This window comes from Streptomonospora arabica (assembly GCF_039531585.1).
GTDB classification, from domain to species: domain Bacteria; phylum Actinomycetota; class Actinomycetes; order Streptosporangiales; family Streptosporangiaceae; genus Streptomonospora; species Streptomonospora halophila.
In genome coordinates this window covers 324,644-350,111 of sequence record NZ_BAAAQI010000003.1, presented here as the reverse complement: position 1 = coordinate 350,111, position 25,468 = coordinate 324,644, and the positions used below count along the sequence as shown (strand labels likewise).

The window sequence follows — 25,468 nt, the reverse complement described above, 5'->3', positions numbered from 1 at the left end:
GCGCGGGGACGCGCCCGGCGGCGCGTTCGAGCGGAGCATCGGAGACGGCCGGCGACGGAAGGGGTTGTGGGCGTGCGGACTCCCAGTGCGATGACGCTGTACCTGGCCGGAGGCGCCGCCGCGCTGCTCGCGGCTTCCGGCTGCGGCCTCGGCCTCTCCGGCGGCGGCCTGGGCGACGACCCCGACCTGCCGGGCGCCGACGCCGCGGACCAGACCAGTGCCACGATCGGTGTCGTCGAGGACACCGAGGCCGGGCCCGTGGTCAGCGACTCCGACGGCTACACGCTCTACGCCTACACCGGCGACACCGCCGAGCCGCCCACCTCCACCTGCAGCGGCGAGTGCGCCGAGCAGTGGCCCCCCGCGCTGGTCCGGGGCGGGCTCTCCACCGACGGCGTCGCCCGGAGCCTGGTCGGCCGGATGAAGCGCAGCGACGGGGGGACCCAGCTCACCCTGTCCGGCTGGCCGCTGTACCGCTTCTCCGGCGACGTCGACCCGGGAGACGTCTACGGCCAGGGCGCCGACGGCACCTGGTTCGCCATGACGCCGTCCGGCACCCGCGCCGAGGCGCTGCCCTACGGCACCGAGGAGGGCACCGGCGGCCTGCGCGACGACTAGCGGCCTTGCCCGCACGGTCCGCGCTACGCCAGTGGTGTGACGCGGATCATGCCGTGTGGTGAAGCCGCGGCGGCGCCGCCGCGCGCGGGCGCCGGGCCGGACGCGGAGCAACCGCTTTCCCGAAACGGGGCCGGCGGCTGCGCTCCGCGCGGCCCCGGGTGCTGAGCGTTGCGCGTATCGGCCGTGGTCTGCGAAGACGTCGCCGCGCTCCGGACTCCGCCCGGCGGTGCGCCGTCCGCTCGATCGCGCGCGGGCGGCCGCCGGTGCGCGGCGGTGCGCCCGCACGGCTGCGCCGGGGCCGGGCGGCGCAACAGGCGGCGCTCCGCCGCGCAGCAAGGGTCGGCGCGTGCGGTCGGATCCGAGGTGATGAGGGGGAAGCGCGAGAAAATGAACCATTGGTCTAAACCTGCTGTCTAGGCCAACTGGCCTGATCGCCGGGGTGTCGACGATGATGCGGACCTGACGCTGACGAAGGAGCCGCTGTGTCGCAACAAGTGACTGGCCCGGATGTGGCCCCCACGGGCCACAAGGAACTGACCGAGTGGGTTCGCGAGGTGGCGGACCTGGCGCGGCCCGACCAGGTCGTGTGGTGCGATGGCTCGGAGGCCGAGTGGCAGCGCCTCACCGGTCTATTGGTCGATCAGGGCACGTTCGTCCGCCTCAACCCCGGACTGCGGCCGAACAGCTTCTACTGCCGGTCGGATCCCGGCGACGTCGCGCGCGTCGAGGACCGCACGTTCATCTGCTCCGAGCGCGAGCAGGACGCCGGACCCACCAACAACTGGGTGGACCCGGCCGAGATGCGGGCGACCCTCGCCGACGTCTTCGACGGCTGCATGCGCGGGCGCACCATGTACGTGGTCCCGTTCTGCATGGGGCCGCTGGGCGGCAACATCTCCCAGCTGGGCGTGGAGATCACGGACTCGCCCTACGTCGTCGTGTCCATGCGCATCATGGCCCGCATGGGCGAGCAGGCGCTGCGCCTGATCGAGGAGCGCGGGTCGTTCGTCAAAGCCGTGCACTCGGTGGGCGCCCCGCTGGAGCCGGGGCAGCAGGACGTCCCCTGGCCGTGCAACAGCACCAAGTACATCTCGCACTTCCCCGAGACCCGTGAGATCTGGTCCTTCGGCTCCGGGTACGGGGGCAACGCGCTGCTCGGCAAGAAGTGCTACGCGCTGCGCATCGCCTCGGTGATGGCGCGCGACGAGGGCTGGCTCGCCGAGCACATGCTCATCCTCAAGGTCACCCCGCCCCAGGGCGAGCCCCGCTACATCGCGGCCGCCTTCCCCAGCGCGTGCGGCAAGACCAACCTCGCGATGCTGTCGCCGACCATCCCCGGGTGGCGGGTCGAGACCGTGGGCGACGACATCGCCTGGATGCGCTTCGACGACGAGGGGCGGCTGCGGGCGATCAACCCCGAGGCCGGGTTCTTCGGCGTCGCGCCCGGCACCGGCGTGTCGACCAACCGCAACGCGGTCGAGGCGCTGTGGGGCAACAGCATCTTCACCAACGTCGCGCTCACCGACGACGGCGACGTGTGGTGGGAAGGGCTCACCGAGGAGCCCCCCGCGCACCTGACGGACTGGAAGGGCCGCGACTGGACGCCCGACTCCGACGAGCCCGCCGCGCACCCCAACGCCCGCTTCACCACTCCGGCCGGGCAGGCGCCGACCATCGCGCCCGAATGGCAGGACCCGGCCGGCGTACCGATCTCGGCGATCCTCTTCGGCGGGCGCCGGGCGACCGCGGTACCGCTGGCCAACGAGTCGTTCGACTGGCGGCACGGGGTCTTCCTGGGCGCCAACGTCGCCTCGGAGAAGACGGCCGCGGCCGAGGGCACCGTCGGCGAGCTGCGCCGCGACCCCTTCGCCATGCTGCCGTTCTGCGGCTACAACATGGGCGACTACTTCGGCCACTGGCTGGAGGTCGGGCGCACCGCGGACCCGCGGAAGCTGCCGCGGATCTTCTACGTCAACTGGTTCCGCAAGGACGACGCCGGGCGCATCGTCTGGCCGGGCTTCGGCGAGAACGGCCGTGTGCTGAAGTGGATCGTCGAGCGCCTCAACGGCGCGGCCGAGGCGCGGCGCACGCCGATCGGCAACGTCCCCACGCCGGAGTCCCTGGACACCAGCGGACTGGACCTCTCGCGCGCCGAGCTGGAGTTCCTGCTCTCGGTCGACCCCGAGACCTGGCGCGAGGAGGCCTCGCTGATCCCGGAGTTCTTCAAGACCTTCGGCGACCAGCTGCCCGACGAGCTGTGGGAGCAGTACAACGCCCTGCTCGACCGGCTGGGCTGAGGACGCGGCCGGGTCCGCCGCTCTCGGGTGGCGACGGGAGGCGGACCCGGCCCCCGCCCCGGCAGGGCCCCCGCGCCGCGCCGCACCGGCGGGCGCACCAGGGGTGGGCCGTGCCGGCGGCGCCGGCACGGCCGGCGGCGTGCGAGCGCCCTGCGCGCCCCGGTCCGGGCCGGCGCGGGGCGGTCGATGCCGGGCGGCGGCGCCGGTGCACCGCGGTCGGCGCGTGTCTGAGCCCGTTCGTCGGTACCGCCCCGTAGGCTCGCGGCACAACCCCGCACCGCCGCCGCGCGCCCGCGGCGGTGGCCGACCGAGGAGGGCGCCGTGGCCGATCTGATCTACTCGATGCTCGTGTCCCTGGACGGCTACATCGCCGACACCGAGGGCAACTTCGACTGGGCGGTGCCCGACGCCGAGGTGCACGCGTTCGTGAACGACCTGGAGCGCCCGGTCGGCACCTACCTCTACGGCCGCCGCATGTACGACATGATGACGGGCTGGGAGACCGATCCCTCCCTGTCCGCGCAGTCGCCGGAGATGCGCGAGTTCGCGGGCATCTGGCAGGCCGCCGACAAGGTCGTCTACTCCAGCACCCTCGACGCGCCCGTGACCGCCAGGACGCGGATCGAGCGGCGCTTCGACCCCGAGGACGTCGGCCGGCTCAAGGCGGAGTCCGGCAGCGACCTCGCTATCTCGGGCCCCGCGCTGGCCGCCCAGGCGTTTCGAGCGGGGCTGGTCGACACGTGCCACCTGTTCCTCGTCCCCGCGGTGGTGGGCGGAGGCAACCGCGCCCTCCCGGACGGAGTCCGCCTCGACCTCATCCTGCGCGACGAGCGCCGCTTCGCCAACGGCACGGTCTTCTTGCACTACGACGTCCGCAACCCCTGACCCCGGAAGCCCCGCCCGCTCCGCCCCCTCACCCGCCCCATCACGCGACCGCCGTCGCGGGGCTGCTCTCGTACTCGCGGCGGTGCACGATCCGGCCGCCGCGCACGCGCAGCACCGTGGCGAAGGCGCCGCTGAGCTCCCTACCGGTGCCGGCACTCGCGGAACCGGCTCGCAGACGTCGTGGAGTGCGGGATCAGGATCGTCCGAATTCGGCAGGTCGACCTGGACCGACCGGTTGCGCTGACAGGATCCGACGGCTCGGGCATGATGGCGCGCAGAGGGGAGGAGATCGTGAGCGCTCTTGAGATCGTTCTCAGCCGGGACGACGGCCCAGTCGACGCGGCTGTCTTCTTCGACAGCGCGGGGACTGCGATCGATCTAGTGCAGCAGGTCGAGCGCGCGTCGGGTGGGGCCCGTACGGCTGCGCGGTGGGGAATCACCGAACTCCGGAGCGGAAGTGCCATCGTGGTCGCCGCGCCGATCGGCGAGAATCAGAGTGCCGACCTCGCCGGCGAGCTCTTCGTGAATGGTGTGCGCGAATTGGATCATTCCGCGCGTATACCACCCGCGTTCACATTGGACGTGCTCCGCGGTCTCCTGCGGATGGCGAAAGAAGTGGAACAGGGAAACACCATTAGATTCGAGCTCGTTTCCAAGGACAGCGATCCTGGTGCCGGCCCCGCAACCGTCACCCTGGACCTGGCGCGGCACGCCCGTCAGTTGCTGACTGCCCGGCATCTCGAATTCGCTGCGGTCCAAGGGGAGATCGACCGGATTGATGTCCGGGGCAGCAAGCGCGAAGTAAGTATCTTCGACACGGAACAGAACCGGTCGGTTCGAGCCACCTTCGCGGACAGTATGCTTCCGGCAGTCGTGGAGAACATAAAGCGCCGCGTTGCAGTATGGGGGCTTGTTCGAAAAACCGCTGCCGGTCAGATCCTGTCCTTCCAGATCGAACGGCTGGAAGTGCTCGAAGACCGTCCTCTGATGTCAATCCGCGACATAGCGGGTATAGCCCCCTGGTGGACGGGCGGCGAAGATCCCACAGAGTGGATTCGGGGGCGCCGTGAAGAAGAATAGCGGCCGGATCTACATCGACGCCGATGTCTATTTGAATGTCATACTCGGCAAGAAGGACAGTAATCCGGAGCGTTTTGACAGCAGTCTCGCTGTAATTGACAAGGGGCAGCGCGGCGATTATGAGATAATCGCGTCCGCACTTATATATGCGGAGGTGGGGTGCGCGGGACGGCTTCGCTCTTCGGAGGTCGGGAATGCGCACCGGCTGCGCGCAAGGACGCAGATAAAGGATTGGTTTACACATTCCGGAATCCAGATCGTCGCGGTCGATCGATTTGTGGTGGACAGGGCGATAGAAATATCGCACGAGTATGGTTTGAGGTCGAACGACGCGGTGCATCTTGCTTCCGCTGTGCTCACCCGGTGCAGTCATTTTTTCTCATGGAACAAGCGTGATTTCCCCATGGGAGAGGATGTCGAGGGCGTCAGGGTCGGCGAACCCCGTGTGCTCGGCCAGCAGGAGTTCGAGTTGGGGCTGTGAGCCCTCTGAGTGCGAAAAGAACCCGTTCGGTCCGTGTATTGGACGGCCGGGCCCCTGGCTGAGGGGCCCGGCGTGGGTGGGGTGGCGGGGTCTCTAGGGTTTGTCCAGGGAGAACGTGCTCAGGCGCAAGTCTGCGGTGAACACCAGGTACACGTCGCGGTGCTTGCCGCCGACCCGTTCCAGATCGGCTGCGACCTCGGTGTAGGTGTACTTGTCGCCGGTGCTGGGCACCTCGGCGGTGCCCAGCAGGCGGCCGTCCGGGGAGCCCAGGCGGACCTCGACGCCCGCCGCGCCCTCCTGGGCCCGGGCGGTCCGGGCGGTGAAGGACGCCAGGCGGCGCAGGTCCGCATCCTCGAAGGAGATCCAGTCGCCCGCGGAGCCCGCGACGGCGGTGCCCTTCGCCTTGGACTCGTCGACCAGCTCGGCGCCGGCGGAGTAGCCGTCGAAGTCGGCCGCGCGGATCCGGCCGGTCAGGTCGCGGGGCGGAATGCGCTCGCCGTCGACCTTGATGCGGGCCGTGCGCCGGATGTCCGCCGACGACGAGCCGACCAGCACGTCGTGGCTCGCCCGCTCCACGACCATCGACCCGCTGGTGACGTCCCAGAACGCCAGGTCGGCCGCGTCGATCTCCAGTCGGACGGTGACCGTCTCGCCCGCCTCGACGTGCACCCGCTCGAAGTCGCGCAGCTCCTTGACCGGCTGCTCCACCCGCGAGCGGTTCTGGCTGGTGTAGAGCTGCACCACCTCGTCTCCGTCGCGGTCGCCGGTGTTGGTGACCGGGACCCGCACCGTCACGGTGCCGTCCTCGCCGACGCGCCGGTGGTCCAGGTCGGGCTTGCCGTACTCGAAGTCGGTGTAGGAGAGCCCGTGCCCGAACGCGTACAGCGGATCGCCCCGGAAGTACTGGTAGGTGTGCCCCGAGTCGATGACGTCGTAGTTGCTCATGTCCGGCAGGTCGTCGACCGACCGGTACCAGGTCTGGGGCAGCCGGCCCGCCGGGTTGGCGTCGCCGAAGAGGACCGACGCCAGCGCGTTCCCGGTCTCCTGCCCGGCGTGGGACGTCCACAGCACCGCCGGCGCGTTCCGCTGAGCCCACGGCACGGCCTGCGGGTAGCTGGACTCCAGCACGACGACGGTGTTCGGGTTGGCCTCGGTGACCGCGCGGACCAGCTCCCGCTGCGCCTTCGGCAGGGCGATGTCCTCGCGGTCGTCGGTCTCGCGCGCGTTGATGAAGGGCATGTTGCCCACCACGACCACCGCGGCGTCGGCGCCGGAGGCCGTGCGCACCGCCTCGTCGGTGCCGCTGGACAGCGTCTCCAGCTCGAAGTGCGCGGCCTGCTCGGGGGTGTCCGCGTCGACGGTGAGCGCGCCGTCCTCGCCGATCGACACGTACTTCCGGTTCCACTCGTCGTAGCCGTCGTACTTGAGCGCGACCCGGCCCTCGCCGACCTCCTCGAAGCGGAACAGCTGCTGGACGAACCACCCGTTGGGCTGCTCCTGGTCGTTGTACAGCCGGTTGCCCTCGCCCAGGCCCACGACCCTGCCGTTGGCCTCGGTGCGCAGGGTCACCACTCCTTCGCCCCACTCGAACACGCTGATCGCCTGGGCGTCGGCGCCCTCCTCGCCTCCGGAGCCGTCCACGCGCAGCACGCCGCCGCCGTCGGCGGAGGAGGCCGTCACCGCGTCCCCGTCGGGCGTGGTCAGCCGGACCCGGTCGGCGCCCTCGGCGGTGGCGACCGAGCCGGCGTCCCCGAGCCGGTCGGCGATCCCGCCCGCCGGGGTGACCTCGTAGGGCATCGTGCCGCTGTACCAGTCCTCGTACAGCGTGTCGGACAGCGGCCCGACCACCGCCACATCTTTGTCGCGCTCGGGGTCCAGCGGCAGCGCGCCGTCGTTCTTCAGCAGCGTCATCTGCTCGGTGGCCGCCTCGCGCGTGAGCTCGCGGTGCTCGGGGGAGTCGATGACCTCCGCGGTGATGTCGTCATAGGGGTTGCGCGCGTCCGGGTCGAACTCGCCCAACCGGAACCGCACCGACAGGCTGCGGCCCACCGCGCGGTCGATGTCGGCCTCGGTGATCAGCCCCTGCTCCAGGGCCGAGCCCACCGCGTCGACCGTCAGCGAGGAGTCGGTGCCCTGGTCGGTGTAGCTGTCGATTCCCGCCTTCAGCATCGCCGCGTGCGACTGCGCGTGGGTCTCGTAGTAGTCCTGGCTGCCGGCCACGTTGGAGGGGCCGTAGGCGTCGCTGACGATCATGGTCGGGGTGTCGGACCAGGAGCGCACGTCCTCCAGCAGCGGCGATACGTGCGCGGGCCGGCCGTTGATCATGTTGTAGGCGGCCATCACGCCGGTGGCGTTGCCGGCCTCGACGGCCGGGCGGAACGCCGGGTACACGTATTCGTGCAGCGCCCGCGGCGGGACGGTGACCGATATGCGGTCGCGCTTCTCCTCGATGTTGTAGCCGGCGAAGTGCTTCAGCGTCGGCGCCGTCTTCAGGTAGAAGTCGTCGCCGCCGCGCAGCCCGCCGGTGTAGGCGGTGGCCATCGCGCCGACGAGGGCGGGGTCCTCGGAGTAGCCCTCCTCGTTTCGCCCCCAGCGGGGATCGCGCAGGGGGTCGGCCACCGGCGCCCACACGTTGAGCCCGTGCGCCGCGGGGTCCTGGGCGTGGAACCCGCGCATCTCGGTGCCGGTCGCGTCGCCGACGCGTTTCACCAGGTCGGTGTCCCACGTGGCGCCCAGACCCACCGACTGCGGGAACACGGTGGCCTCGCCCAGCCACGCGACGCCGTGCAGCGCCTCGGTGCCGGTGCGGAACTCGGCGATGTCCAGCCGCGGGACGGCCGGCTGGTACTGGTGCAGCATCGCGATCTTCTCGTCGCGGGTCAGCCGCCCGAGCAGGTCGGCGACCCGCTCGTCGACGGGCAGGTCGGGATCGCGGAAGGGCAGGTCGTCGGCCGAGGCGGGGGACGCGGCCGCGCCCGCCGCGAGGACGGCCGCCAAAGCCGCCGCGGCCGTGCGGCGGAGCGCGCCGCGCACGGTCGCGGCCGCGCGTGCCGCGGCCGACGCGGGCGGGGGAGGTGGAGCTGAGGTCGGGGGCGGCGGGGGGATGCTCGGTTTCACCGTGCTACCTCGCTTCGTCGTGGTTCCGGTCGTGGTGGTTCCGGCGTCGTTCGGTGCGCCGTTCTTCTCGGGTCCTGCGGGTCCGGGCGGATCCGGGCGGGTCGTGCGCGGCGCGGTAGGCGTCCGGCGCGCGGTCCGCGCTCGGTCGGCCCGAGTGTCGTGCGCGCGGCCGCCGGAGGAGGTCGGCGGCCGCGCGCCCCGTTCGGCCCACCGCCGAAGCGGTCGGCCGCGGGATCAGGGGTCAGCCGGCCACGGGCACCGAGGCGCCCTCGCGCACCAGCACCGGCGCGCGCTCCAGTGGAGCGGGCAGGCGCGCCACGGCGCCCCCGGGGAGCACGTCACCGCTGTAGGGGTCGCGCCAGCGCGTGCCCTCCGGCAGGTACACCTCGCGTTCGCGCGCCCCGTACTCGGCCACCGGCGCCACCAGCAGGTCGGGGCCGAACATGAACGCGTCGCCGACGTCCCAGGCGCGCTCGTCGGCTGGGAAGTCCACGAACAGCGGGCGCATCGGCGGCATGCCGGTCTCGTGGGCGGCGCGCATCCGCTCCATGACGTAGGGCCGCAGCCGCTCGCGCAGGAACAGCAGGTCGCGCAGGCGCTCGTAGACCTCCTCGCCGTAGGACCACACCTCGTTCGGGCCGCCCGTCATCTGCGGATGCAGGCGGTCGACGAAGGGCTCGCGGAACCCGTGCAGTCGCAGCAGCGGGCAGAACACCCCGTACTGGAACCAGCGCACCAGCAGTTCCCGGTACTCCGGCGAGTCCTGGTCGCCGCCGTGGAACCCGCCGATGTCGGTGGTCCACCACGGGATGCCCGACATCGCCACGTTCAGCCCCGCGCGGATCTGCGTGCGCAGCGACGCGAACGTCGCGGGGATGTCGCCCGACCACAGCGCGGCCCCGTAGCGCTGGCTGCCCGCCCACGCCGAGCGGCACAGCGTCACCACTTCGGCCTCCCCGGCCGCGCGCATCCCCTCGTAGAACCCGCGCGCGTGCTCGGCCGGATAGATGTTGGCGACCTCGTCGCCCGGCCCGGCGCTGTAGTGCAGATTGTGCTGGTGGCCGGGCTTGATCTCGGGTTCGCACCCGTCCAGCCACCAGACCCGCACCCCCAGGTCGAGGTAGTTGCGCCGCACCTTGTCCCAGACGAACGCGCGCGCCTCGGGGTTGGTGGCGTCGTAGAACGAGACCTGCACCTTGCCCTCGACGCCCTTGTCGGCCCAGTCGGCGTGCACCGGCGGCCCCTGCTCGGTGGCGACCAGGAGCCCGCGACGCTGCATCTCGGCGAAGTTCTCCGACAGGGGGCTGACCGAGGGCCACACCGACACCATCAGCTCGGTGCCCATCTCCCGCAGCTCGCGGACCATGCCCGCGGGGTCGGGCCACTCCAGCGGGTCGAACCGCCAGTCGCCCAGATGGGTCCAGTGGAAGAAGTCGGCGACGATCACCGCCAGCGGTAGCCCGCGCCTTCGGTGCTCGCGCGCCACCTCCATCAGCTCGTCCTGGGTCCGGTAGCGCAGCCGGCACTGCCAGAACCCCGACGCCCACTCCGGCAGCATCGGCGCGTGCCCGGTCGCGTCGGCGTAGTTGGCCATGACCGACGCCGGGTCGGGTCCGGCGGTGACCCAGTAGTCGATCTGGCGGGCGCTGTCGGAGACCCAGCGGGTGCCGTTGCCCGCCAGTTCGACCCGGCCCACCGCGGGGCTGTTCCACAGCAGCCCGTAGCCGCGCGATGAGACCAGGAACGGGATGGACACCTCGGCGTTGCGCTGCACGAGGTCGACGACCGCGCCCTTCTGGTCGAACAGGCCGTGGGTGTGCTGGCCGAGCCCGAAGACCCGCTCGCCCTCGTAGGCGGCGAAGCGCTGCTCGATGCGGTAGTAGCCGTTGCCGGTGGAGGTGTAGGCGCGCGGCCCCGGCCACCAGAAGTGCGCCCGCTGCTCGGCGAGCAGCTCGGCCTGCGACGAGGTGCGCAGGAACCGCAGCATCCCGTCGTCGCCGACCTCGGCGGTGATCTCGCCGTTGGCCAGCCGGGCGGTGCCGCCCTCGATGCCGGTCTTGGCGTCGGTGCCGGGGCGCTCGCCCAGGGCGCCGGGGATGTCCCAGCGCAGCCGGTGGAGCCCGGCCCGCACCCGGACGCTGTCGGCGCCCCAGGGTTCGACGCGCACGACCTGGTGGCCGCCGTGCCATTCGATGCCGCCGTCGATCTCGTGCAGCACGCGTAGTCCTTCCTGCTCAGCCGGCGCGGTCGCGTCCGGCGGGAGTCGCCCCGGCTCCCGCGGCGGGGCGGCGGTGGATGGGCCGATTCGGGGTCGCGGGTCGGGCTGTGCCGCGCCGGTGCCGCAGGAGCGGGCTGCCGGCGCGGCACAGCGGGCGGTTGTCAGTCCTTGAGGGCGCCGCCGGTGACCCCGGCGGCGACGTAGCGCTGGGCGACGACGAGCAGGACCGCAGCGGGCACCGAGGCGATCACGCCGGTCGCCATGACCCCGTTCCAGTCGGCGGTGTGGGCGCCGATGAAGCGGTAGATGCCGACCGTCACCGGCATGACGGAGTCGTCGGCGTTCAGCGTCACCGCGAACAGGAAGTCCGCCCAGGCGAACAGGAACGCGAACAGGGCCGCGGTGATCATCGCGTTGCGGCTCACGGGCAGCACCACCGACCACAGCACGCGCCCGTGCCCGGCGCCGTCGACCATGGCCGCCTCGCCCAGCTCGGCGGGGATGGTGGCCATGAACGCCCGCAGGATCAGCACGGCGAAGGGAACCGCGACCGTCGAGTCGGCCAGGATCAGCGCCGCGTAGGTGCTCAGCAGACCGGTCTGGTTCATCACCGCGTACAGCGAGTTGGCCATCACGATGCCGGGCACCATCTGCACCAGCAGCAGCGCGAACAGCAGCACGCCGGCCCCGCGCACGCGGAACCGGCTCAGCGCGTAGGCCGCCGGCACCGACAGCGCCAGGGTCAGCGCCACGGTGCCCGCCGCCACGATCATGCTGTTCAGCAGCGGGCGCCCCTGGCTCTCGACGGCCTGGCGGTAGCCGTCCAGCGTCCCGCCGACCGGGAACCAGCGCGGCGGGGTCTCCAGCAGGCCGGTGGCCGGCTGGAACGAGGCGTTGACCATCCAGTACAGCGGGAACAGCAGCACCCCGACGATCACCAGCGCCGCGACGGTGGTGAAGGCGGTGCGCACCCTCCTGTGTACGGCCACGGCTACCTCCCTCCCTTCGTCCCCGGCGCCGCTCCGCTCGTGCGCAGCCCGCGCAGGTAGAACACGGCGAACACCAGCGCGATGAGGATCAGCAGGTTGCCCACGGCCGCGCCGAGGCCGAAGTCCAGCTCGCCGAAGGACAGCGAGTAGGACCAGGTCGTCAGGGTCTGGGTGGCGTTGGCCGGACCGCCCTGGGTGAGGACCATGATCACGTCGAAGACCTTCAGCGTGTAGACGAGCCCGAGCATCAGCACCACCGCGCTCACCGGGCGCAGCAGCGGCCAGGTGACGTGCCGGAAGCGCTGCCACGGCCCAGCGCCGTCCAGGGCCGCCGCCTCGTACAGCTGAGTGGGGATGCCCTGCAGCCCGCCGTAGAGGATGACCATGTTGAACGGGATGCCGACCCAGATGTTGGCGACCGTCACCGACGGCAGCGCCATCGCCGTGCTCGACAGCCAGGGCACCGCGGAGTCGATCACCCCCAGGCCCAGCAGGGTCTGGTTCAGAACCCCGTACTCCTGGTCGAAGATCCAGCGCCACACCGTTCCCGAGACGACCAGCGGCAGCAGCCACGGGATCAGCAGCAGCGAGCGCAGGACCCCGTTCAACGGGAAGTGCCGCTGGAAGAACACCGCCAGCGCCAGCCCGATGCCGAACTGGAACGCCAGCGAGGCGGCGGTGAACACGGCGGTGTTGGCCATCGCCGTGCCGAAGACCGGGTCGCTCAGCACCGCCGCGTAGTTCGCGAGGCCGACGAACGGGGCCTCGCCGGTGTAGAACGACGCGGCGGAGTACTCCCGCAGCGCCATGGTGAAGTTGGCGGCCAGCGGGTAGCCGAAGAAGACGGCCAGGTAGCAGACGATGGGCGCGAGGAAGCCGACCCGGGCGAGCATCAGGACTCCGGGACCGACTTCTGCGCCTTGGCCAGCGCGTCCTCGGCCGAGCCCGATCCGGCCAGCGCCTCCTGCACGGCGTCGGCGATGGCGGCGGAGACATCGGGGTAGTCCTCGCCCAGCCGGGCGGTGCGCGAGCGGGCGGTGGGCACCGACTCCACGAACGGCGCCATCTGCGGGTCGTCCTCGGCGAGCTGGCGGGCCGCCTCCTCCTTGGCGGGCACATAGGCGTTCAGCTCGGCCCACTCGCGCATGTTCTCGTCGCTGAGCAGGCACTGCAGCACCTCGATGGACTTCTTCTCGCGCTCACCGCCGTTGCGCGCGACGGCCCAGACCTCGCCGCCCATGGGAGTGGCGGGGGCCGCGCCCGCCTCGGGCACGGGCAGCGGGACGACGTCGTACTCGGCGCCCTCCTCGTCGAGCACCGGGAGCTGCCAGGAGCCGTTGATCATCATGGCGGCGCGCTCGCCGAGGAACTGGTCGTTGACGTCGGCTTGCGACCAGTTGACCGCCGACTGCGAGACCGAGCCCTCCTCGACCAGGTCCGACCACAGCTCCAGCGCCTCGACCGCCTCAGGCGAGTCCAGTTCGGTGAGTGTCGCCCCGTTGCTCCACAGGAACGGCTCGAAGGTCCAGGTGCCCTCCTCGTGCCCGATGGCCGAGAACGCGAGGCCCTTGGTCTCGCCCCGGGTGAGCTCGCCGGCGGTGTCGCGCAGCTCCTTCCAGGTCCGCGGCGGCTCGACGCCGGCCTCGTCGAGCATGGCGGTGTTGGTGAACAGCGCGAGTCCGTTCACGCCGGGGGCGATGCCGTAGAGGGTGTCCTCGTGCGTGCCGACCTCCAGCACGCTGGGGTAGTAGCCGTCGGTGTCGAAACCCGCCTCGTCGAGCGGCAGCAGCGCGCCCGTGGCCGCCATCTGGGGGAGGTTGGGATTGTCCAGGAGCATCAGGTCGGGCAGCTTCTGCTGCGAGGCGCTCTGCAGCAGCCGCGGCATGAGCTGGTCGCGGGGCTGGGCGTCGCGCTTGATCTCGACCCCGGCCTGCCGGCCGCACTCGTCGAGCATCTTCTGGGTGGTGCCGTTCTGCGGTTCGGCGAGGTTGTAGTCCATTGCGGTGAGCGAGGTGACCTCCTCTTCGCCTCCTCCGCCAGCGCAGGCCGAGGTCAGGGTGAGCAGGCCGGCGGCGGCCACGGCGCAGGAGCCGCGCAGGAGGTGCGGGCGGCGGCCGGTCGGTGCTGATGGCATGGGGCGCTCCTTGCGCGTGTCGAAGCGCTTCGATTGCGCTGACGGACGGGAACGAGAACGGGGACGGTGCGGCCGCGCACGGGCGGCCGACGGCCGGTGGGGACGGGGACGGAAGGCCTGGTGCGAGGGAGGAACGGGGTAGGGGAAGGTTCAGGGCAGGGCGGGTCGAGCGGCGGCGCTCGCCCGCGGCACGAGGCGCGGCGGAAGCAGCGTCACTTCCGGGGGCCCGAAGTCGTCGAGCTTGTCCATGAGCAGGGAGACGGCGCGCCCGCCCACCTCTTCGGCGGGCAGGCTCACCGAGGTCAGCGGCGGCGAGGTCTCGGTCGCGATGTCGTCGGGCGCGATGGCCACGACGGACAGGTCGGCGGGGACCTCGCGGCCCAGGCCGCGCACGGCGTCGAGCAGCGGCGCCACGGCCGGCTCGTTGTGCACGACGAGTCCCGTGACACCGGGGCGCTCGTCCAGCAGCCCGGTGACGGAGGCGGCCACCGCGGCCGGTGCGGCGTCGCAGGGCACCACGGTGGTCTCGACGCCGCGCTCGTGCGCCTCGGCCCGGAAGCCGGCGACCGTGCGCTCGGCGAAGCCGGTGCGGCGCTCGTAGACCGAGGGGGGCTGGCCGACCAGCGCGATCTCGCGGTGGCCCAGCGCGGCGAGGTGTGCCACACACGCGCGCCCGGCGGCTTCGAAGTCGAGGTCGACGCAGGTCAGGCCCTCGGTGTCGGCGGGAACACCGATGAGTACGGAAGGGTGGGACAGCGAGCGCAGGGTGGGGATGCGGGCGTCGTCGACCTCGACGTCCATGACGATGATGCCGTCGACCATCGACGTTCCGGCGACGCGGCGCAGCCCGCTCTCGCCCTCGGCCTGGGTGAGCAGCAGGACGTCGTGCTCGCGGTCGCGGGCGCTGGTGACCACCGAGACCGCGAACTGCATGGCCACCGGCACGTGGATGCCCGGGCGCAGCGGAACCACCAGGGCGATCACGTTCGAGCGGTTGCTGGCCAGGGCGCGGGCGCCGGCGTGCGGCTGGTAGCCGAGGACGTCGATGCTCTCCAGCACCCTCCGGCGGGTGGCCGGGGAGATCGACCGCTTGCCGCTGAGCACGTAGGAGACGGTGCTGGGCGACACCCCGGCATGCCGGGCGACGTCGGATATGCGCACGCCTGCCTCCTTGAGTCGAACCGCTTCGACCAAGCGGATGTTACGCGCATCACACGTGGCGTGCAATGGGGGTGCTGCCCGCCGGTGCGCCGGCCCGGACGCCCCGGCCCGGCCGTGGTGGGCGGAGGGGGACCGCCGTGCGTCTCCGTCGGCGGCCGCGGTGCCGGAAGGGCGGAATCGGGCGAACAGCGCGCGTGGTTCGCGGGCGGGAGCCGCCGCCCTTGCGCGCCGACCGGTTCTCCGTTGAGTCCGCGTCCGTGTCATGGCCGCGAAATGCGGTGAATCGCGGCGACTGGTCGGCTGTGAACGGAGATGCGGGGATCGGCGGCGTATGCGGGGCGGACCTGGTGGCCAGGTCGCGTCCGCCGGACTCCGGGACGAGCAGGGCCTGCCAGCGGGTGGAGCGGGCGGCCGCGCGTCCGCATGTGCCCGCGAACCGAAACTCCGATCGTGTTCCGCAAGGTACCGCCGTTCGAGCGCGCGGAAAACGAGGGCCGGACGGTGTCCGGATCGCGGATCGCGGAAGGGGGCGCGCGGTTCCGCCGTTCCGCCGGCATCCGGCCCGACGTGGACAATCGCGAGCGAGCCGCGCCGCCCCCGGCCGCGCGCCGCCCTTCCCGACCCCCGGCAGCCCTCGTAGGAGAACCATGACCGTCAGCCTCATCGTGGTCTTCGCCGTCCTCGCCCTGCTCCTGATCGCGGGGATCGTGGTGGCGCGGAAGTTCGCCGTCTCCCGCGACGACTCCGACGGGCCCATCGGCACCCTCATCGCGCCGTGCGTGCTGTCCCTCTACCTCATCGCCCTGGCGATGGGCCTGGTCATCGGCTGGGAGAACAACCACGGCGCGGCGGAGGACGCCGTCGAGGAGGCCGGCTACGCCACCGCGCTGTACTGGAACACCGCCGCGTTCCCCGATGAGCACGGCGCCCGGGTGCGCGCCGACGTGCGCGGCTACGTCCGCGCGGTCGTCCGCGAGGACTGGCCGGCGATGCGGGAGCGCCGCGAGCTGTCCGAGAGCGCCTCGGACGCGCTGGACCGGCTGCGCGTCAGCGTCGACGAGGTTCCGGGCGACGAGCCCGCCGCGGCCCTGCAGAACATGCATGCCCGGCAGAACGTCACCGAGCTCGTCGAGGCACGCGTGAAGCGGGCCGACTCCGCCGCCGACACCATCCCCCGCTTCGTGACCCTGGCCGCCGCCGTGAGCGGCCTGGTGGTGGCGGTACTGCCCTTCTGCATGCAGGTCCGGCGGTCGCGGTCCCGGCTCTTCTGGGCCCTGGTGAACCTGGGGTTCGTGGGAGCGACCCTCGTGCTGCTGCTCCTGCTGGACAACCCCTACTCGGGCGTGCTGGCGACCGACTCGGGGGCCTTCGAGGACACCCTGGTGGAGTTCGGCCGTGTTGACGCGGCGTCGGCGGGGGCTTGAGCTACCGCGCGCGCTTTCCCCGGGCCCGGGGTCAGCGGCGGGCGGAGGAACCCACGGCGCCCGTCACGGCGATCAGCACGGCGAAGACCATGATGTGCATCGGTTCGAACCCACCGGGCCCGCTGCCCTCCCCCGACTCGAACAGCGGCGCCCCCACCGGAAGGGCCTCCTCGGAACGGTGCGGCTGAGGGGGCGACGGCTCAGCGAGGTCAGGCGGCGCGGCCGAGCGCGGCGGCCGGGCGGCGGCCGAGCGCGCGGCCGCCGGTGCGGGCTCCGAAGCGGGCTCCGGGGGAGCGGCGTCCGTCGGCCGGGCGTCCGCCGGCTCGGAGCCCGGGTCGCCGCCGGGCTCGGGGGACCGCCGCGCTTCGGGCGGGACCCGCGGATCGGCGGGCCCCGGCGGAGCAGGCGACGGCGCGGCGCCGGACGGCTCGGGCAGCGCGGGAGGCACGGTGGGCTCCGGCGGCGGAGGCTCCTCCGCGCAGTCCACCGGGCCCGGCCAGTCCGTCCAGTACGGCGGCCCCGGCATGTCGGGGCACTCGGGCACCACCGGCCGCCCCCACGGCCCGGAGGGGGCAACCGGAGCGGGCGCGGGAGGCTGCGGGGCGCCGGGCGCATCCGGCGGTCCGGGGCGGTGCGGTGCGCCGAGCGGCTCCGGCGGCCCCTGCGGTTCGGGCGCGGCCGGCGCCTCCGCGGGGGTGTCCGAGACGGGAGGCTCCCCGCCGCCCGTCCGGCCCTGCGGCGACTCGGCAGCGGGAGGGGCCGGGGGGTCGTCGGGGACGGAACCGTCCGCCGGCGGCCCCGCGGCGTGGGCGGTCCCGCCGCAGAGCGTGTACTCGGCCGCGAAGGCGGCCAGCGCCCACGCGCACAACCGCGTGCGGCCGGTTCCGGTGCGTCCTCGGTCCATGGGCGGGGGACTCCTCCGGGCGACTCGGGCGGGATCAGGGATCGGCTGGTCGTCCTTCTTGTAACACAGAGTGAGAGGGCGTCGGCGGTCCGCGCGTGCGGCGCCCACTTCCGCCCGGCCGTGCCTCGATGATCCGGCTTCTCGTTAGTGCGGTTCACGCCGAACCGGAACCGGATGAAGTCGGGGTCCGCGGTCCGGTGTTCCACAGGTCCGTCCGCGCCGGTCCGATACCCGTCTCCGCCCGGGCGGCGGGACCGGCACGCGGACGGATCGCCTCGGCGCCGGACCGGGGGGCCAGGTCCGGCCGTGCGAGCCGTGCGGTCCGTGCGCGTGTGCCGGGGCCCGTCCTCGCGGGATGCCGGGCCCGCGCGCGGGTAGCACGCTCCCATGGACGCAACCGAGTCTTCGACACCCCCGACCGAGAATCCCCGCGTCGCCGTGCTGGGCACCGGGATCATGGGCGCGCCCATGGCGCGCAACATCGCGGCCGCGGGTCTGGCGGTGCGGGTGTGGAACCGCACCGCAGCCAAGGCCCGGCCGCTGGCGGAGCACGGCTGCACCGTCGCCGGCAGTCCGGACGAAGCCGTCGCCGACGCCGACGTGATCGTCACGATGCTCACCGACGGCGACGCGGTCGAGTCCGTGATGTCGGGTCTCGCGCCGCCCCGGGGCGCGGTCTGGGCGCAGACCACGACCGTCGGCACGGCGGCCACCGACCGCCTGGCCGCGCAGGCCGCGAAGCTGGAGCTGGAGTTCCTCGACGCACCGGTGCTGGGCACCCGCGCACCCGCCGAGCAGGGGGCGCTCACGGTCCTGGCCGCGGGCCCGGAGCGGGCGCGCCGCCGCGCCGCGCCCGTGTTCGACGCCGTCGGTTCGCGCACCGTGGAGGCGGGCCGGGTCGGCCACGCGAGCCGGTTGAAGCTGGTCGTCAACAGTTGGGTACTGGCGCTGAACTCGGCCACGGGAGAGGCGGTCGCACTCGCCGAGGGACTGGGAGTGGACCCGCGCGCCTTCCTCGACCTGGTCTCGGGCGGCCCGCTGGACAACGGCTACCTGCACGCCAAGGCCGAGGCCGTGCTCGCCGGCGACTACACGCCCAGCTTCTCGGTCGCCAACGCGGCCAAGGACGCCCGACTGGTCCGCGAAGCGGCCGAGAACGCGGGCCTGCGCGCGGACCTCGCCGCCGCGTCGGAGAACCGGCTGCTCCGCGCCGCGGAGTCCGGCCACGGCGACGAGGACATGGCGGCGGGCTACTTCGCCGCCTTCCCGCCGGAGTAGCCGACGGCGCCCCCGCCCGGTGAGCGCGCCGCGTGGCCTGATCCGGCCGCGGAAACCGGGTTTGCGACCGCGGTACGCGGTTGAGCACGAGGAAAGCCGCGCGCGGGCCGGCACGGGCGTCGCCGGCCCCGGGCGCCCTGAGCGCCGAGAGGTGTTCTCAGCGTCATGGCAGGGTCGGGGGCGGGTAAAAGGCGCCCATGGACGCACACAAGTCGGGCATCCGTGTCCACTGCACAAGAATCGCGGCCTGCCTGGCCTTCGCGGCCGTGGCCGCGGGCGGGTGGAGCGCGACGGCGCATGCGGCGGTCCCCTCCACGGCGCCTCCGGCGGCCGAGTCCCAGCAGGCCGGGGAGCCGCTGCTCAGCCTGGGCGACTCCGGACCAGCGGTGCGCGAGGTCGAGCAGCGGCTGAAGGAGCTGGGCTACTGGCTGGGGCCGGTCGACGGCGAGTACGACGTCCGCACCAGCCAGGCGGTCTTCGCCGTCCAGAAGGCGGCGGGGATCGCCCGCGACGGCGTGGTGGGCCCTGACACCCGGGCGGCGCTCGCCGAGGGCCCGGTTCCCGAGGCGGACAGCACCTCGGGCGAGGTCCTCGAAGTCGACCTGGACCGCCAGCTGCTGCTGGTCGTCCGCGACGGCGAGGTGCGGCACGTGCTGAACACCTCCACGGGATCGGGCGAGACCTACACCTCTCAGGGGCAGACCAAGGTCGCGGTGACGCCCGCCGGCGAGTACGGGGTCTTCCGCCGCGTCGACGGCTGGGACGACGGCCCGCTCGGATCGCTGTACCGACCCGCGTACTTCAACGGCGGCATCGCCGTGCACGGCTACTCCTCGGTGCCGCCCTACCCGGCCTCCCACGGTTGCGTGCGGGTGAGCCTGCCCGCCATGGACTGGCTGTGGGCCGACGGCCACGTCACCAACGGCACGCCGGTCCTCGTGCGCTGACCGTCCCCGGCCCGGCCCCGCTGTCCCGGGGCCCGCTCCGCCCCTCCCCTCTCCGCGGGAGCCCGCCGGGAACCCCCGGGCGGGCTCCCGCGGACCCGCGGTGCCCGGCCCTCCGGTTCGCCTGAATCGTTTTCTCTCCTTCGCCGCAGGTCGCCCCGCGCGGGCCTCGGCGACTGCGCGAAGACGGGTTGCCACCCTGTGTGTCCGTTGCCATACTCACGACACCGGTAAGCGCTTACCAAACGGTCCCGCAGTGGCACTGCTTCTCATTTCCCCCAGTGACAGGAGTGAACGATGGGACTCCCCAGCGCACGATCCGGCGCAGCCGCCGGCAGCCGCAGCCCCGCCCTGATCGCCGGAGGCGCGGGCGCCGCCTGCGTTCTCGCGCTCGCGGGCGCCGCGCAGGCGCACGACGGACAGCCGGCGGGCGCCGAAGCCCGGACCGCCGCCGCGGACTCCCCGGCGGCCCAGGCCGCCTGCGGCGACGGCTCCCACGAAGCCGAGGCGGTCCTCAGCGGCGGCACCTGGACCTCCCGCAACGGCGATGAAACGGTTTACACCGGCGGCGACATGCTGGAGGCGATGCGCGCCGCCGTCGGCAGCCTGACGTCCGGCCGGAACTCGACGGAGAGCGTCGTCGTGCGCGGCTCCGGCTCGATGGGCGCCGGCGAGTCCCTGGACCTGCCCAGCCACACCTCCCTGGAGGTCTGCGGCACCATCGACGTGACCGGCGCCCCGAGGGGCGACAACGCGGTCGTGCGCGCCCGCGGCGTCCACGACGTCGCGGTCCCGCACCTCAGCGTCACCGGCGCCCCCTACTTCGGGATCTTCGTCCGCAACGGCGAGAACATCCACCTCGGCCGGATCGACCTGCGGCTCTCCGGCGGGCTCGGTATCCGCATCGACAACCACGGCGACCGCAGCGAGCCCACCCGCAACGTCACCATCGACGACGTCTACGTCTCGGGCACCGACAACCACGGTGTCGAGACCTACGGAGTCGACGGGCTCGACATCGGCACCGTCGTCGCCCGCGACACCGCCTACTCCGGGCTGCTGCTCAACGACACCACCAACGCCGAGGTCGGCACCGTCGACGGCGAGGGCACCGGCACCGGCACCGGATACGCGGCCTTCCGCATGGCCAACCGCAACGGCCGCATCGGCGACTCCTACCCGACGAACATCCACGTGGAGGAGGTCATCGCCCGCGGCGGCGGACGCGGCCTGTTCTGCGTGTCCGAGAGCGGCGGCGCCGTGGTCGACCGGGTCGACATCGCCGGCACCGGCAGCAACGCGATGCTGCTGGAGAACTGCTACAACGTCACGATCGCCGCCGAGTCGGGGTCGGTCTCCGGGCCGGGCGACATCCGCATCGCCTCCCGCGGCGAGTTCCCCGTCTCGCGCGACATCACGCTGCAGAACCTCACGGTCACCGACTCTGCGATCAACGAGAACCCCTGCGGCGAAGACATCACTGTCCGAAACAACACATTCGTCAACAGCGGCCGCAACGTCTGCTGACCCGCGGACCCGCGGACCCGCGGACCCGCGGACCCGCGGACCCGCGTCCGGGCCGGGTGCGGCCCCGCTGCGCCCGACCCGGACGCGCTTCCCGGCGGCGCGGCCGCCGCCGCCCTGCGCCCGTCACCGGAGCGTGCCAGGCTCTCCCTCGACCTCCGTCGCCGCAGCCGCGCGGCGGAGCCGAGTGTGAGGAGTCCGCAGTGGCCGACGACCCCCAGTCCTACGCGCCGCGCCTGGCCGGCGACCCGCGTACCGAGCCCCTCGGAACGGGCGGCGAGCGCGAGACGCTCACGGCGTTCCTCGACTGGCACCGCCGCACCCTGGAGCTCAAGTGCGCGGGTCTGGGTCCCGAGCGGATGTCCGAACGCGCCGTGCCGCCGTCGGAGCTGTCGCTGCACGGGCTGCTGCGCCATCTGGCGGGCGTCGAGCGCTGGTGGTTCCGCATCCAGTTCGCCGGCGAGGACGTCCCGCTGCTTCACTACAGCGACGACGATCCCGACCTCGACTTCCACGGCACCGGCGGCGACCCGGCCGATGCGCTGGCCGAGTGGCGGGACGAGGTCGACGCCTCCCGCCGGATCGTCGCGGCGGCGCCACTGAAGCGCACCGGGATCCGCAGGCGTACCGGGACCCCCGTCTCCCTGCGCGCCGTCCTGGTGCACATGATCGCCGAATACGCCCGGCACAACGGGCACGCCGATCTGCTGCGGGAACGGTTGGACGGAAGTACTGGAATGTGAGTCGCGAATCTCCCGGTCAGGGGCGTGGAATGCCGGTCGCGAATGGATTGGGAATGCCGACAGGGGGAGCTGTTCGCCCTTCGGAATCCGGACTGCGGAGCGGAATCGTCGCGTGATTTCCAGGACGGGGGCGAACCGGGAGTCCGGCGCGGGGAATTCGCCGCCGGGGATTTATTTACCCGGCCGCGGGCGGCCCGCCCGCGGACCGTGGGTCCGCCGGGCGGGCCGCGTCGCTGCGGCGGTTCCGGTCAGGCGGCGCCGACGTTGACGTCGACGCAGGAGTAGAACGCGTTGGCGGTGTCGGCGACGTTCCACACGGCCAGGATCTTCTGCTGGCCGCTGTAGCCGCTCAGGTCCACGTGGTGGGTGACGGTGGCCGGCGGCTGGGCTCCGCCGTCGTTGAAGGAGGCCACCATGTCGTCGCCGATGAAGTACTGCCACGTCGCGGTGGAGTGCTGGGCGGTCAGCGACCAGGTGAAGTCGAGGCTGTTGCCGACCGGCGTGACCTCCCACCCCTTGCTGTCGTCGTCGAGCTCGGCGAATCGGCCGTTGCCGCCGCTGCAGCTGGTCAGGCCCTTGGGGCCCTCGACGCTCTGCGGCTCCCACTTGATCTGGCCGCAGTCGACGGTCCCCGCCGCGCACTGGGCCTGGCGGCTGGGCGGCGAGGAGACGTAGCCGTGCGCGCTGGCGACGCCCGCGGGCAGCAGCGCGAACAGCAGCGGGGTGGCGGCCGCGACGGCCGCGGTCGAGAAGCTGGCCTTCTTCAGGTTCATGGAAGTCCTTCGTGTCGGGAGGCGCCGCCCCGTTGCGGCCGGCTTGGCGGCCGTGCATCGGATCGGGCGGGGCGCCGCCGTAGCGGGGTAGTCGGGGCGAGAGGACCCGATGCGGTCCTCCGCGCGGTCCGGCGCCCGGCCGGGGGTACCGGTGACCGCGGGAACGGGCGCCGCCGCCGCGGGAAGAGCCGGTCCCCCTCGGCTGCGCAGGCGCGCATTCCACGACGTGCGGAATTTCCGCACTCGGTGGCGAACGGCGCCGTCCGTGAATTCCGGAGGCCGCCGACCCGGCCCCTCGGAGAATTCATGTCCACCGAGTGGTCCTGACGCTAAATGCAGTGCCACAGCCCGTCAAGGCGCGGACGCACCAGGTGATTTCACCGAATTGGCCGCCTGCGCGCGCCGATTTCCGCCCACTCGGCGCCGACCGGTCTCGTCCGGTCGCAATTCCGGTTCCGGCGTCCAACCAGCACCGTCGCCGCAGCGGTGCGCCTGCTGGTCTAGACCGCGAACACGGCCCGCCTCATCGTGCTGTCGAGTCGAGGGCCTGCCACTGAGGTAAGAATGATGTAACCACCCCGTTACCCTTTCTTCCGGGTCGGCGACACGGTAGACAGGAACGGACAGGCCCGCAGACAGCGGTGCCGCCCACCGCTCGGTGGCCGGAGTGCTCCGGCACCCGGCGGCTTCGCCGACCCGCCCGCCGCCATGGCGCTGCAGTCCGCGAACACACGCGACCGGACGCGACCCCTGCGCCGCATTGCCTCGGATCGCGCTGGGCAGTGCCGGAGGGAGACGCCGGGGGATGGATCGGCCGGCACCGCCCGGCGGGCACCGCGGCAGGAGCGTCCGCTCGGCGGCGACGGGGGATGGGAGGACAGGTGGCAAGCATGATCGATCCGGACGGCGCTGAGAGCGTCGCGGCCGACCCCATCGAGGGGGCCGCAGCCGACGCCGTCGAGGAGGCCGCGGCCGACGCCGTCGACGGGGCCGCGGCCGATTCGGTGGAAGCCGAAACGGTCGCCGCGGCAGCGGCCGCGGCCGCCCCCGGCTGGGAGGGCCAGGACGTCGCGAGGGCCTTCGCCGAGTTCGCGCGGGACCTGCTCCAGCACGAGACGGTGCAGTCGACCCTGGAGGAGATCACCGCCCTGGCGGTCTCCGAGGTCGACGGCTGCGAGTTCGCCGGCGTCTCCGTGGTGGAGAAGCGGAAGAACATCAGCACCTACGGCGCGACCGACCCCGTCGTCGAGCAGGTCGACGCGATCCAGTACCGCACCGGCGAGGGCCCGTGCATCGAGGCGATCTGGGTGCGCGAGGTGTTCGCCGTCGAGTCCGTCGCCGAAGAGACCCGCTGGCCCAAGTTCACCGCCGAGGCGGCACCGCTGGGTGTCGAGAGCATGTGCTCGTTCCAGCTGTTCACCCACGACGACATCCTCGGCGGCCTGAACCTCTACTCCTCCCAGCCCCGGGTCTTCGGCGTCGACGCCTATGAGATCGGGCAGATCCTCGCCGCCCACGCCGCGGTGGCGCTGGCCAACGTGCAGACCCAGCACAACCTCCAGCGCGCCATCCGCACCCGCCAGCGCATCGGCGAGGCCACCGGCATCCTGGTGGAGCGCTACAAGGTCACCGACCGCCAGGCGTTCAGCCTGCTGGCCAAGGCGTCGCAGAACCTCAACGTGAAGCTGAGCGTGCTCGCCGACGAGCTCGTGCATACCGGCAGCTTCCCCGGCGGCAACTGACCGCACCGAGCACCCGAATCCGGGTCATCCGGTCGGCGGCCCCAACTCGACCGCGCGCTCGGCCGCCGCGGGCGCGTAGAACTCCAGCAGCGCCTCGGCCTCCGCCCGCACCGCGGCCTCGTCGGCGCCGCTGAGGCGCCGGAACGGCCGCACGTGCAGGACCGCGGTGCGCCGCCGCACGTTGATGCGCCAGCCGCCGGCGGCGAACCCGTCGAGCAGGACCAGGCCGGGATCGAGGCCGTTCGCGGCGGTGAAGCCGTGTTCGCGCAGGTCCACGGTGACGAGGCGGTCCAAGTCGGCGTAGGACCAGCGCAGGTTGTCGAAGTCGTAGAGGAAGCGCACCGGTGCGGGGGTTTCGGCGTCGGGCCGCGGCGCGTCCGGCAGGTCGAACAGCTCCCGCCCGTCCTCGGAGCGGAACACCCTCAACCGCGGGCGCAGCTCGTCGACGACCTCGCCCAGGCGGGTCAGCCCGCACCACTTCTGAACGTCGAGCACCGAGGCGGGGCCGAACGCCGCGAGGTAGCGCAGGACCAGGTGCTCAAGGCTGAAGGGCTCGGGAAGCGGACGGCCCAGCCAGGCCTCGGCGGGCGCATGCGCCGCCTGCCCGCTGCGGCCCCACTGCCCGCGCGGGGGTACCTGCACGAGCGGTACGAGTGTCCGGCCCCACTGCGCGAGTGCCTGCGGATCGCGCTCGCCCCAGCCCGCGGAGCGGCCGTGCGCGGCCAGCCGGGCGCCGAGCTCGCTGAAGGTCAGCGGACCCTCCTGCAGCACCGCGCGGGCCGCCTTCTCCACCTCGGCCGCATCGAGGCCGGCGACCCTGCGCCCGAAGGCCGATCGGAACATCCGCTCGTGGACGGGCTCCATCAGCGGGCGCAGGCGCACCGCGTCGTCGGCGGTCAGCAGGTGGATCGTGGAGCGCATGACCGGTATCCGCACGATCGCCCCCGAGCCCAGCAGCTCGGAGGTGGGCTCGGGCGCGTAGTCGGCCAAGCGCGCCCACAGGCCCGTGTACCAGGTGTGGGGGGTCTGTGCCTGGAGGCCCACCAGGTGCGAGAGGGCCTGTTCGGGCGGCATCGCCGAGCGGCGCAGCAGGAGCTGGCGCTCCAGCGTGGCCCGGTTCAGGCTGCGGCGGCCGAGCACCGCGGGTTCGCTCATG

General features: G+C 72.7%; 20 protein-coding genes. 11 read left to right on the top strand and 9 right to left on the bottom strand.

The window, feature by feature from the left end; translation table 11 throughout:
* The first annotated feature begins 72 nt into the window (after positions 1-72).
* The 5 genes from ABD284_RS07670 to ABD284_RS07650 all read left to right on the top strand — a co-directional run bounded on the left by ABD284_RS07670 (position 73) and on the right by ABD284_RS07650 (position 5,361).
* On the top strand, positions 73-618 hold the full coding sequence (locus ABD284_RS07670; protein ID WP_344141827.1) for a hypothetical protein: 546 nt from the start codon (positions 73-75) through the stop codon (positions 616-618).
* Between the two features lie 482 nt (positions 619-1,100).
* The gene (locus tag ABD284_RS07665; RefSeq protein ID WP_344141825.1) at positions 1,101-2,915 is read left to right on the top strand and encodes a phosphoenolpyruvate carboxykinase (GTP); all 1,815 of its coding nucleotides are present in this window, start codon (positions 1,101-1,103) and stop codon (positions 2,913-2,915) included.
* Between the two features lie 321 nt (positions 2,916-3,236).
* A complete protein-coding gene (locus ABD284_RS07660) occupies positions 3,237-3,800 on the top strand; it encodes a dihydrofolate reductase family protein (RefSeq protein ID WP_344141824.1) in 564 nt (187 codons plus the stop codon).
* 291 nt (positions 3,801-4,091) lie between these two features.
* The gene (locus ABD284_RS07655; protein ID WP_344141823.1) at positions 4,092-4,880 is read left to right on the top strand and encodes a hypothetical protein; all 789 of its coding nucleotides are present in this window, start codon (positions 4,092-4,094) and stop codon (positions 4,878-4,880) included.
* Positions 4,867-5,361, top strand: a complete 495-nt coding sequence (locus tag ABD284_RS07650) for a type II toxin-antitoxin system VapC family toxin (RefSeq protein WP_344141822.1) — start codon at positions 4,867-4,869, stop codon at positions 5,359-5,361. Before ABD284_RS07655 ends, ABD284_RS07650 begins: the two co-directional genes overlap by 14 nt.
* A 93-nt stretch (positions 5,362-5,454) precedes the next feature.
* Here ABD284_RS07650 and ABD284_RS07645 read toward each other — a convergent pair whose 3' ends face one another.
* The 6 genes from ABD284_RS07645 to ABD284_RS07620 all read right to left on the bottom strand — a co-directional run bounded on the left by ABD284_RS07645 (position 5,455) and on the right by ABD284_RS07620 (position 14,980).
* On the bottom strand, positions 5,455-8,220 hold the full coding sequence (locus ABD284_RS07645; RefSeq protein WP_386698953.1) for a glycoside hydrolase family 3 protein: 2,766 nt from the start codon (positions 8,218-8,220) through the stop codon (positions 5,455-5,457).
* 499 nt (positions 8,221-8,719) lie between these two features.
* Positions 8,720-10,696: a glycoside hydrolase family 31 protein gene (locus tag ABD284_RS07640; protein WP_344141820.1), complete on the bottom strand. Its 1,977-nt coding sequence runs from the start codon at positions 10,694-10,696 to the stop codon at positions 8,720-8,722.
* A gap of 161 nt (positions 10,697-10,857) precedes the next feature.
* Positions 10,858-11,685, bottom strand: a complete 828-nt coding sequence (locus tag ABD284_RS07635) for a carbohydrate ABC transporter permease (protein ID WP_344141819.1) — start codon at positions 11,683-11,685, stop codon at positions 10,858-10,860.
* 2 nt (positions 11,686-11,687) lie between these two features.
* Complete coding sequence (locus ABD284_RS07630) at positions 11,688-12,578, bottom strand: carbohydrate ABC transporter permease (protein ID WP_344141818.1); 891 nt, start codon at positions 12,576-12,578, stop codon at positions 11,688-11,690.
* The gene (locus ABD284_RS07625; protein ID WP_344141817.1) at positions 12,578-13,819 is read right to left on the bottom strand and encodes an ABC transporter substrate-binding protein; all 1,242 of its coding nucleotides are present in this window, start codon (positions 13,817-13,819) and stop codon (positions 12,578-12,580) included. Before ABD284_RS07625 ends, ABD284_RS07630 begins: the two co-directional genes overlap by 1 nt.
* A gap of 150 nt (positions 13,820-13,969) precedes the next feature.
* Positions 13,970-14,980 (bottom strand): LacI family DNA-binding transcriptional regulator, encoded by a 1,011-nt coding sequence (locus ABD284_RS07620; RefSeq protein ID WP_386698919.1) that lies wholly within the window; start codon positions 14,978-14,980, stop codon positions 13,970-13,972.
* Between the two features lie 647 nt (positions 14,981-15,627).
* On the opposite strand from ABD284_RS07620, the gene ABD284_RS07615 reads away from it, so the two are divergent.
* The gene (locus ABD284_RS07615; protein ID WP_344141815.1) at positions 15,628-16,404 is read left to right on the top strand and encodes a bestrophin-like domain; all 777 of its coding nucleotides are present in this window, start codon (positions 15,628-15,630) and stop codon (positions 16,402-16,404) included.
* A gap of 31 nt (positions 16,405-16,435) precedes the next feature.
* Here the strand turns inward: ABD284_RS07615 and ABD284_RS07610 are convergent, their stop codons facing one another.
* Complete coding sequence (locus tag ABD284_RS07610; RefSeq protein ID WP_344141813.1) at positions 16,436-16,561, bottom strand: hypothetical protein; 126 nt, start codon at positions 16,559-16,561, stop codon at positions 16,436-16,438.
* Positions 16,562-17,695: 1,134 nt separating this feature from the next.
* On the opposite strand from ABD284_RS07610, the gene ABD284_RS07605 reads away from it, so the two are divergent.
* From ABD284_RS07605 to ABD284_RS07590, 4 genes are all read left to right on the top strand, one after another.
* Complete coding sequence (locus ABD284_RS07605; RefSeq protein WP_344141811.1) at positions 17,696-18,586, top strand: NAD(P)-dependent oxidoreductase; 891 nt, start codon at positions 17,696-17,698, stop codon at positions 18,584-18,586.
* 197 nt (positions 18,587-18,783) lie between these two features.
* Entirely contained in the window at positions 18,784-19,533 is a 750-nt protein-coding gene (locus ABD284_RS07600) for a L,D-transpeptidase family protein (protein WP_344141809.1), read from the top strand.
* 294 nt (positions 19,534-19,827) lie between these two features.
* Positions 19,828-21,057 carry a right-handed parallel beta-helix repeat-containing protein gene (locus ABD284_RS07595; RefSeq protein ID WP_344141808.1) on the top strand — a complete coding sequence of 410 codons (1,230 nt, stop codon included), beginning with the start codon at positions 19,828-19,830 and terminating at the stop codon, positions 21,055-21,057.
* 200 nt (positions 21,058-21,257) lie between these two features.
* A complete protein-coding gene (locus ABD284_RS07590; RefSeq protein ID WP_386698922.1) occupies positions 21,258-21,797 on the top strand; it encodes a DinB family protein in 540 nt (179 codons plus the stop codon).
* A gap of 248 nt (positions 21,798-22,045) precedes the next feature.
* Here the strand turns inward: ABD284_RS07590 and ABD284_RS07585 are convergent, their stop codons facing one another.
* A complete protein-coding gene (locus ABD284_RS07585) occupies positions 22,046-22,570 on the bottom strand; it encodes a lytic polysaccharide monooxygenase auxiliary activity family 9 protein (protein ID WP_344141807.1) in 525 nt (174 codons plus the stop codon).
* Positions 22,571-23,460: 890 nt separating this feature from the next.
* On the opposite strand from ABD284_RS07585, the gene ABD284_RS07580 reads away from it, so the two are divergent.
* On the top strand, positions 23,461-24,312 hold the full coding sequence (locus ABD284_RS07580) for a GAF and ANTAR domain-containing protein (RefSeq protein ID WP_344141805.1): 852 nt from the start codon (positions 23,461-23,463) through the stop codon (positions 24,310-24,312).
* Positions 24,313-24,336: 24 nt separating this feature from the next.
* Here the strand turns inward: ABD284_RS07580 and ABD284_RS07575 are convergent, their stop codons facing one another.
* The gene (locus ABD284_RS07575; protein ID WP_344141803.1) at positions 24,337-25,467 is read right to left on the bottom strand and encodes a winged helix DNA-binding domain-containing protein; all 1,131 of its coding nucleotides are present in this window, start codon (positions 25,465-25,467) and stop codon (positions 24,337-24,339) included.
* Position 25,468: the final 1 nt, after the last annotated feature.

What these genes read in the sequence shown, in the direction of transcription:
- ABD284_RS07580 (WP_344141805.1), top strand. Translation starts at nt 23,461, where the DNA reads ATGATCGATCCGGACGGCGCTGAGAGCGTCGCGGCCGACCCCATCGAG.
- ABD284_RS07595 (WP_344141808.1), top strand. Translation starts at nt 19,828, where the DNA reads ATGGGACTCCCCAGCGCACGATCCGGCGCAGCCGCCGGCAGCCGCAGC.
- ABD284_RS07645 (WP_386698953.1), bottom strand. Translation starts at nt 8,220, where the DNA reads ATGCTGCACCAGTACCAGCCGGCCGTCCCGCGGCTGGACATCGCCGAG.
- ABD284_RS07600 (WP_344141809.1), top strand. Translation starts at nt 18,784, where the DNA reads ATGGACGCACACAAGTCGGGCATCCGTGTCCACTGCACAAGAATCGCG.
- ABD284_RS07605 (WP_344141811.1), top strand. Translation starts at nt 17,696, where the DNA reads ATGGACGCAACCGAGTCTTCGACACCCCCGACCGAGAATCCCCGCGTC.
- ABD284_RS07630 (WP_344141818.1), bottom strand. Translation starts at nt 12,578, where the DNA reads ATGCTCGCCCGGGTCGGCTTCCTCGCGCCCATCGTCTGCTACCTGGCC.
- ABD284_RS07615 (WP_344141815.1), top strand. Translation starts at nt 15,628, where the DNA reads ATGACCGTCAGCCTCATCGTGGTCTTCGCCGTCCTCGCCCTGCTCCTG.
- ABD284_RS07585 (WP_344141807.1), bottom strand. Translation starts at nt 22,570, where the DNA reads ATGAACCTGAAGAAGGCCAGCTTCTCGACCGCGGCCGTCGCGGCCGCC.
- ABD284_RS07575 (WP_344141803.1), bottom strand. Translation starts at nt 25,467, where the DNA reads ATGAGCGAACCCGCGGTGCTCGGCCGCCGCAGCCTGAACCGGGCCACG.
- ABD284_RS07625 (WP_344141817.1), bottom strand. Translation starts at nt 13,819, where the DNA reads ATGCCATCAGCACCGACCGGCCGCCGCCCGCACCTCCTGCGCGGCTCC.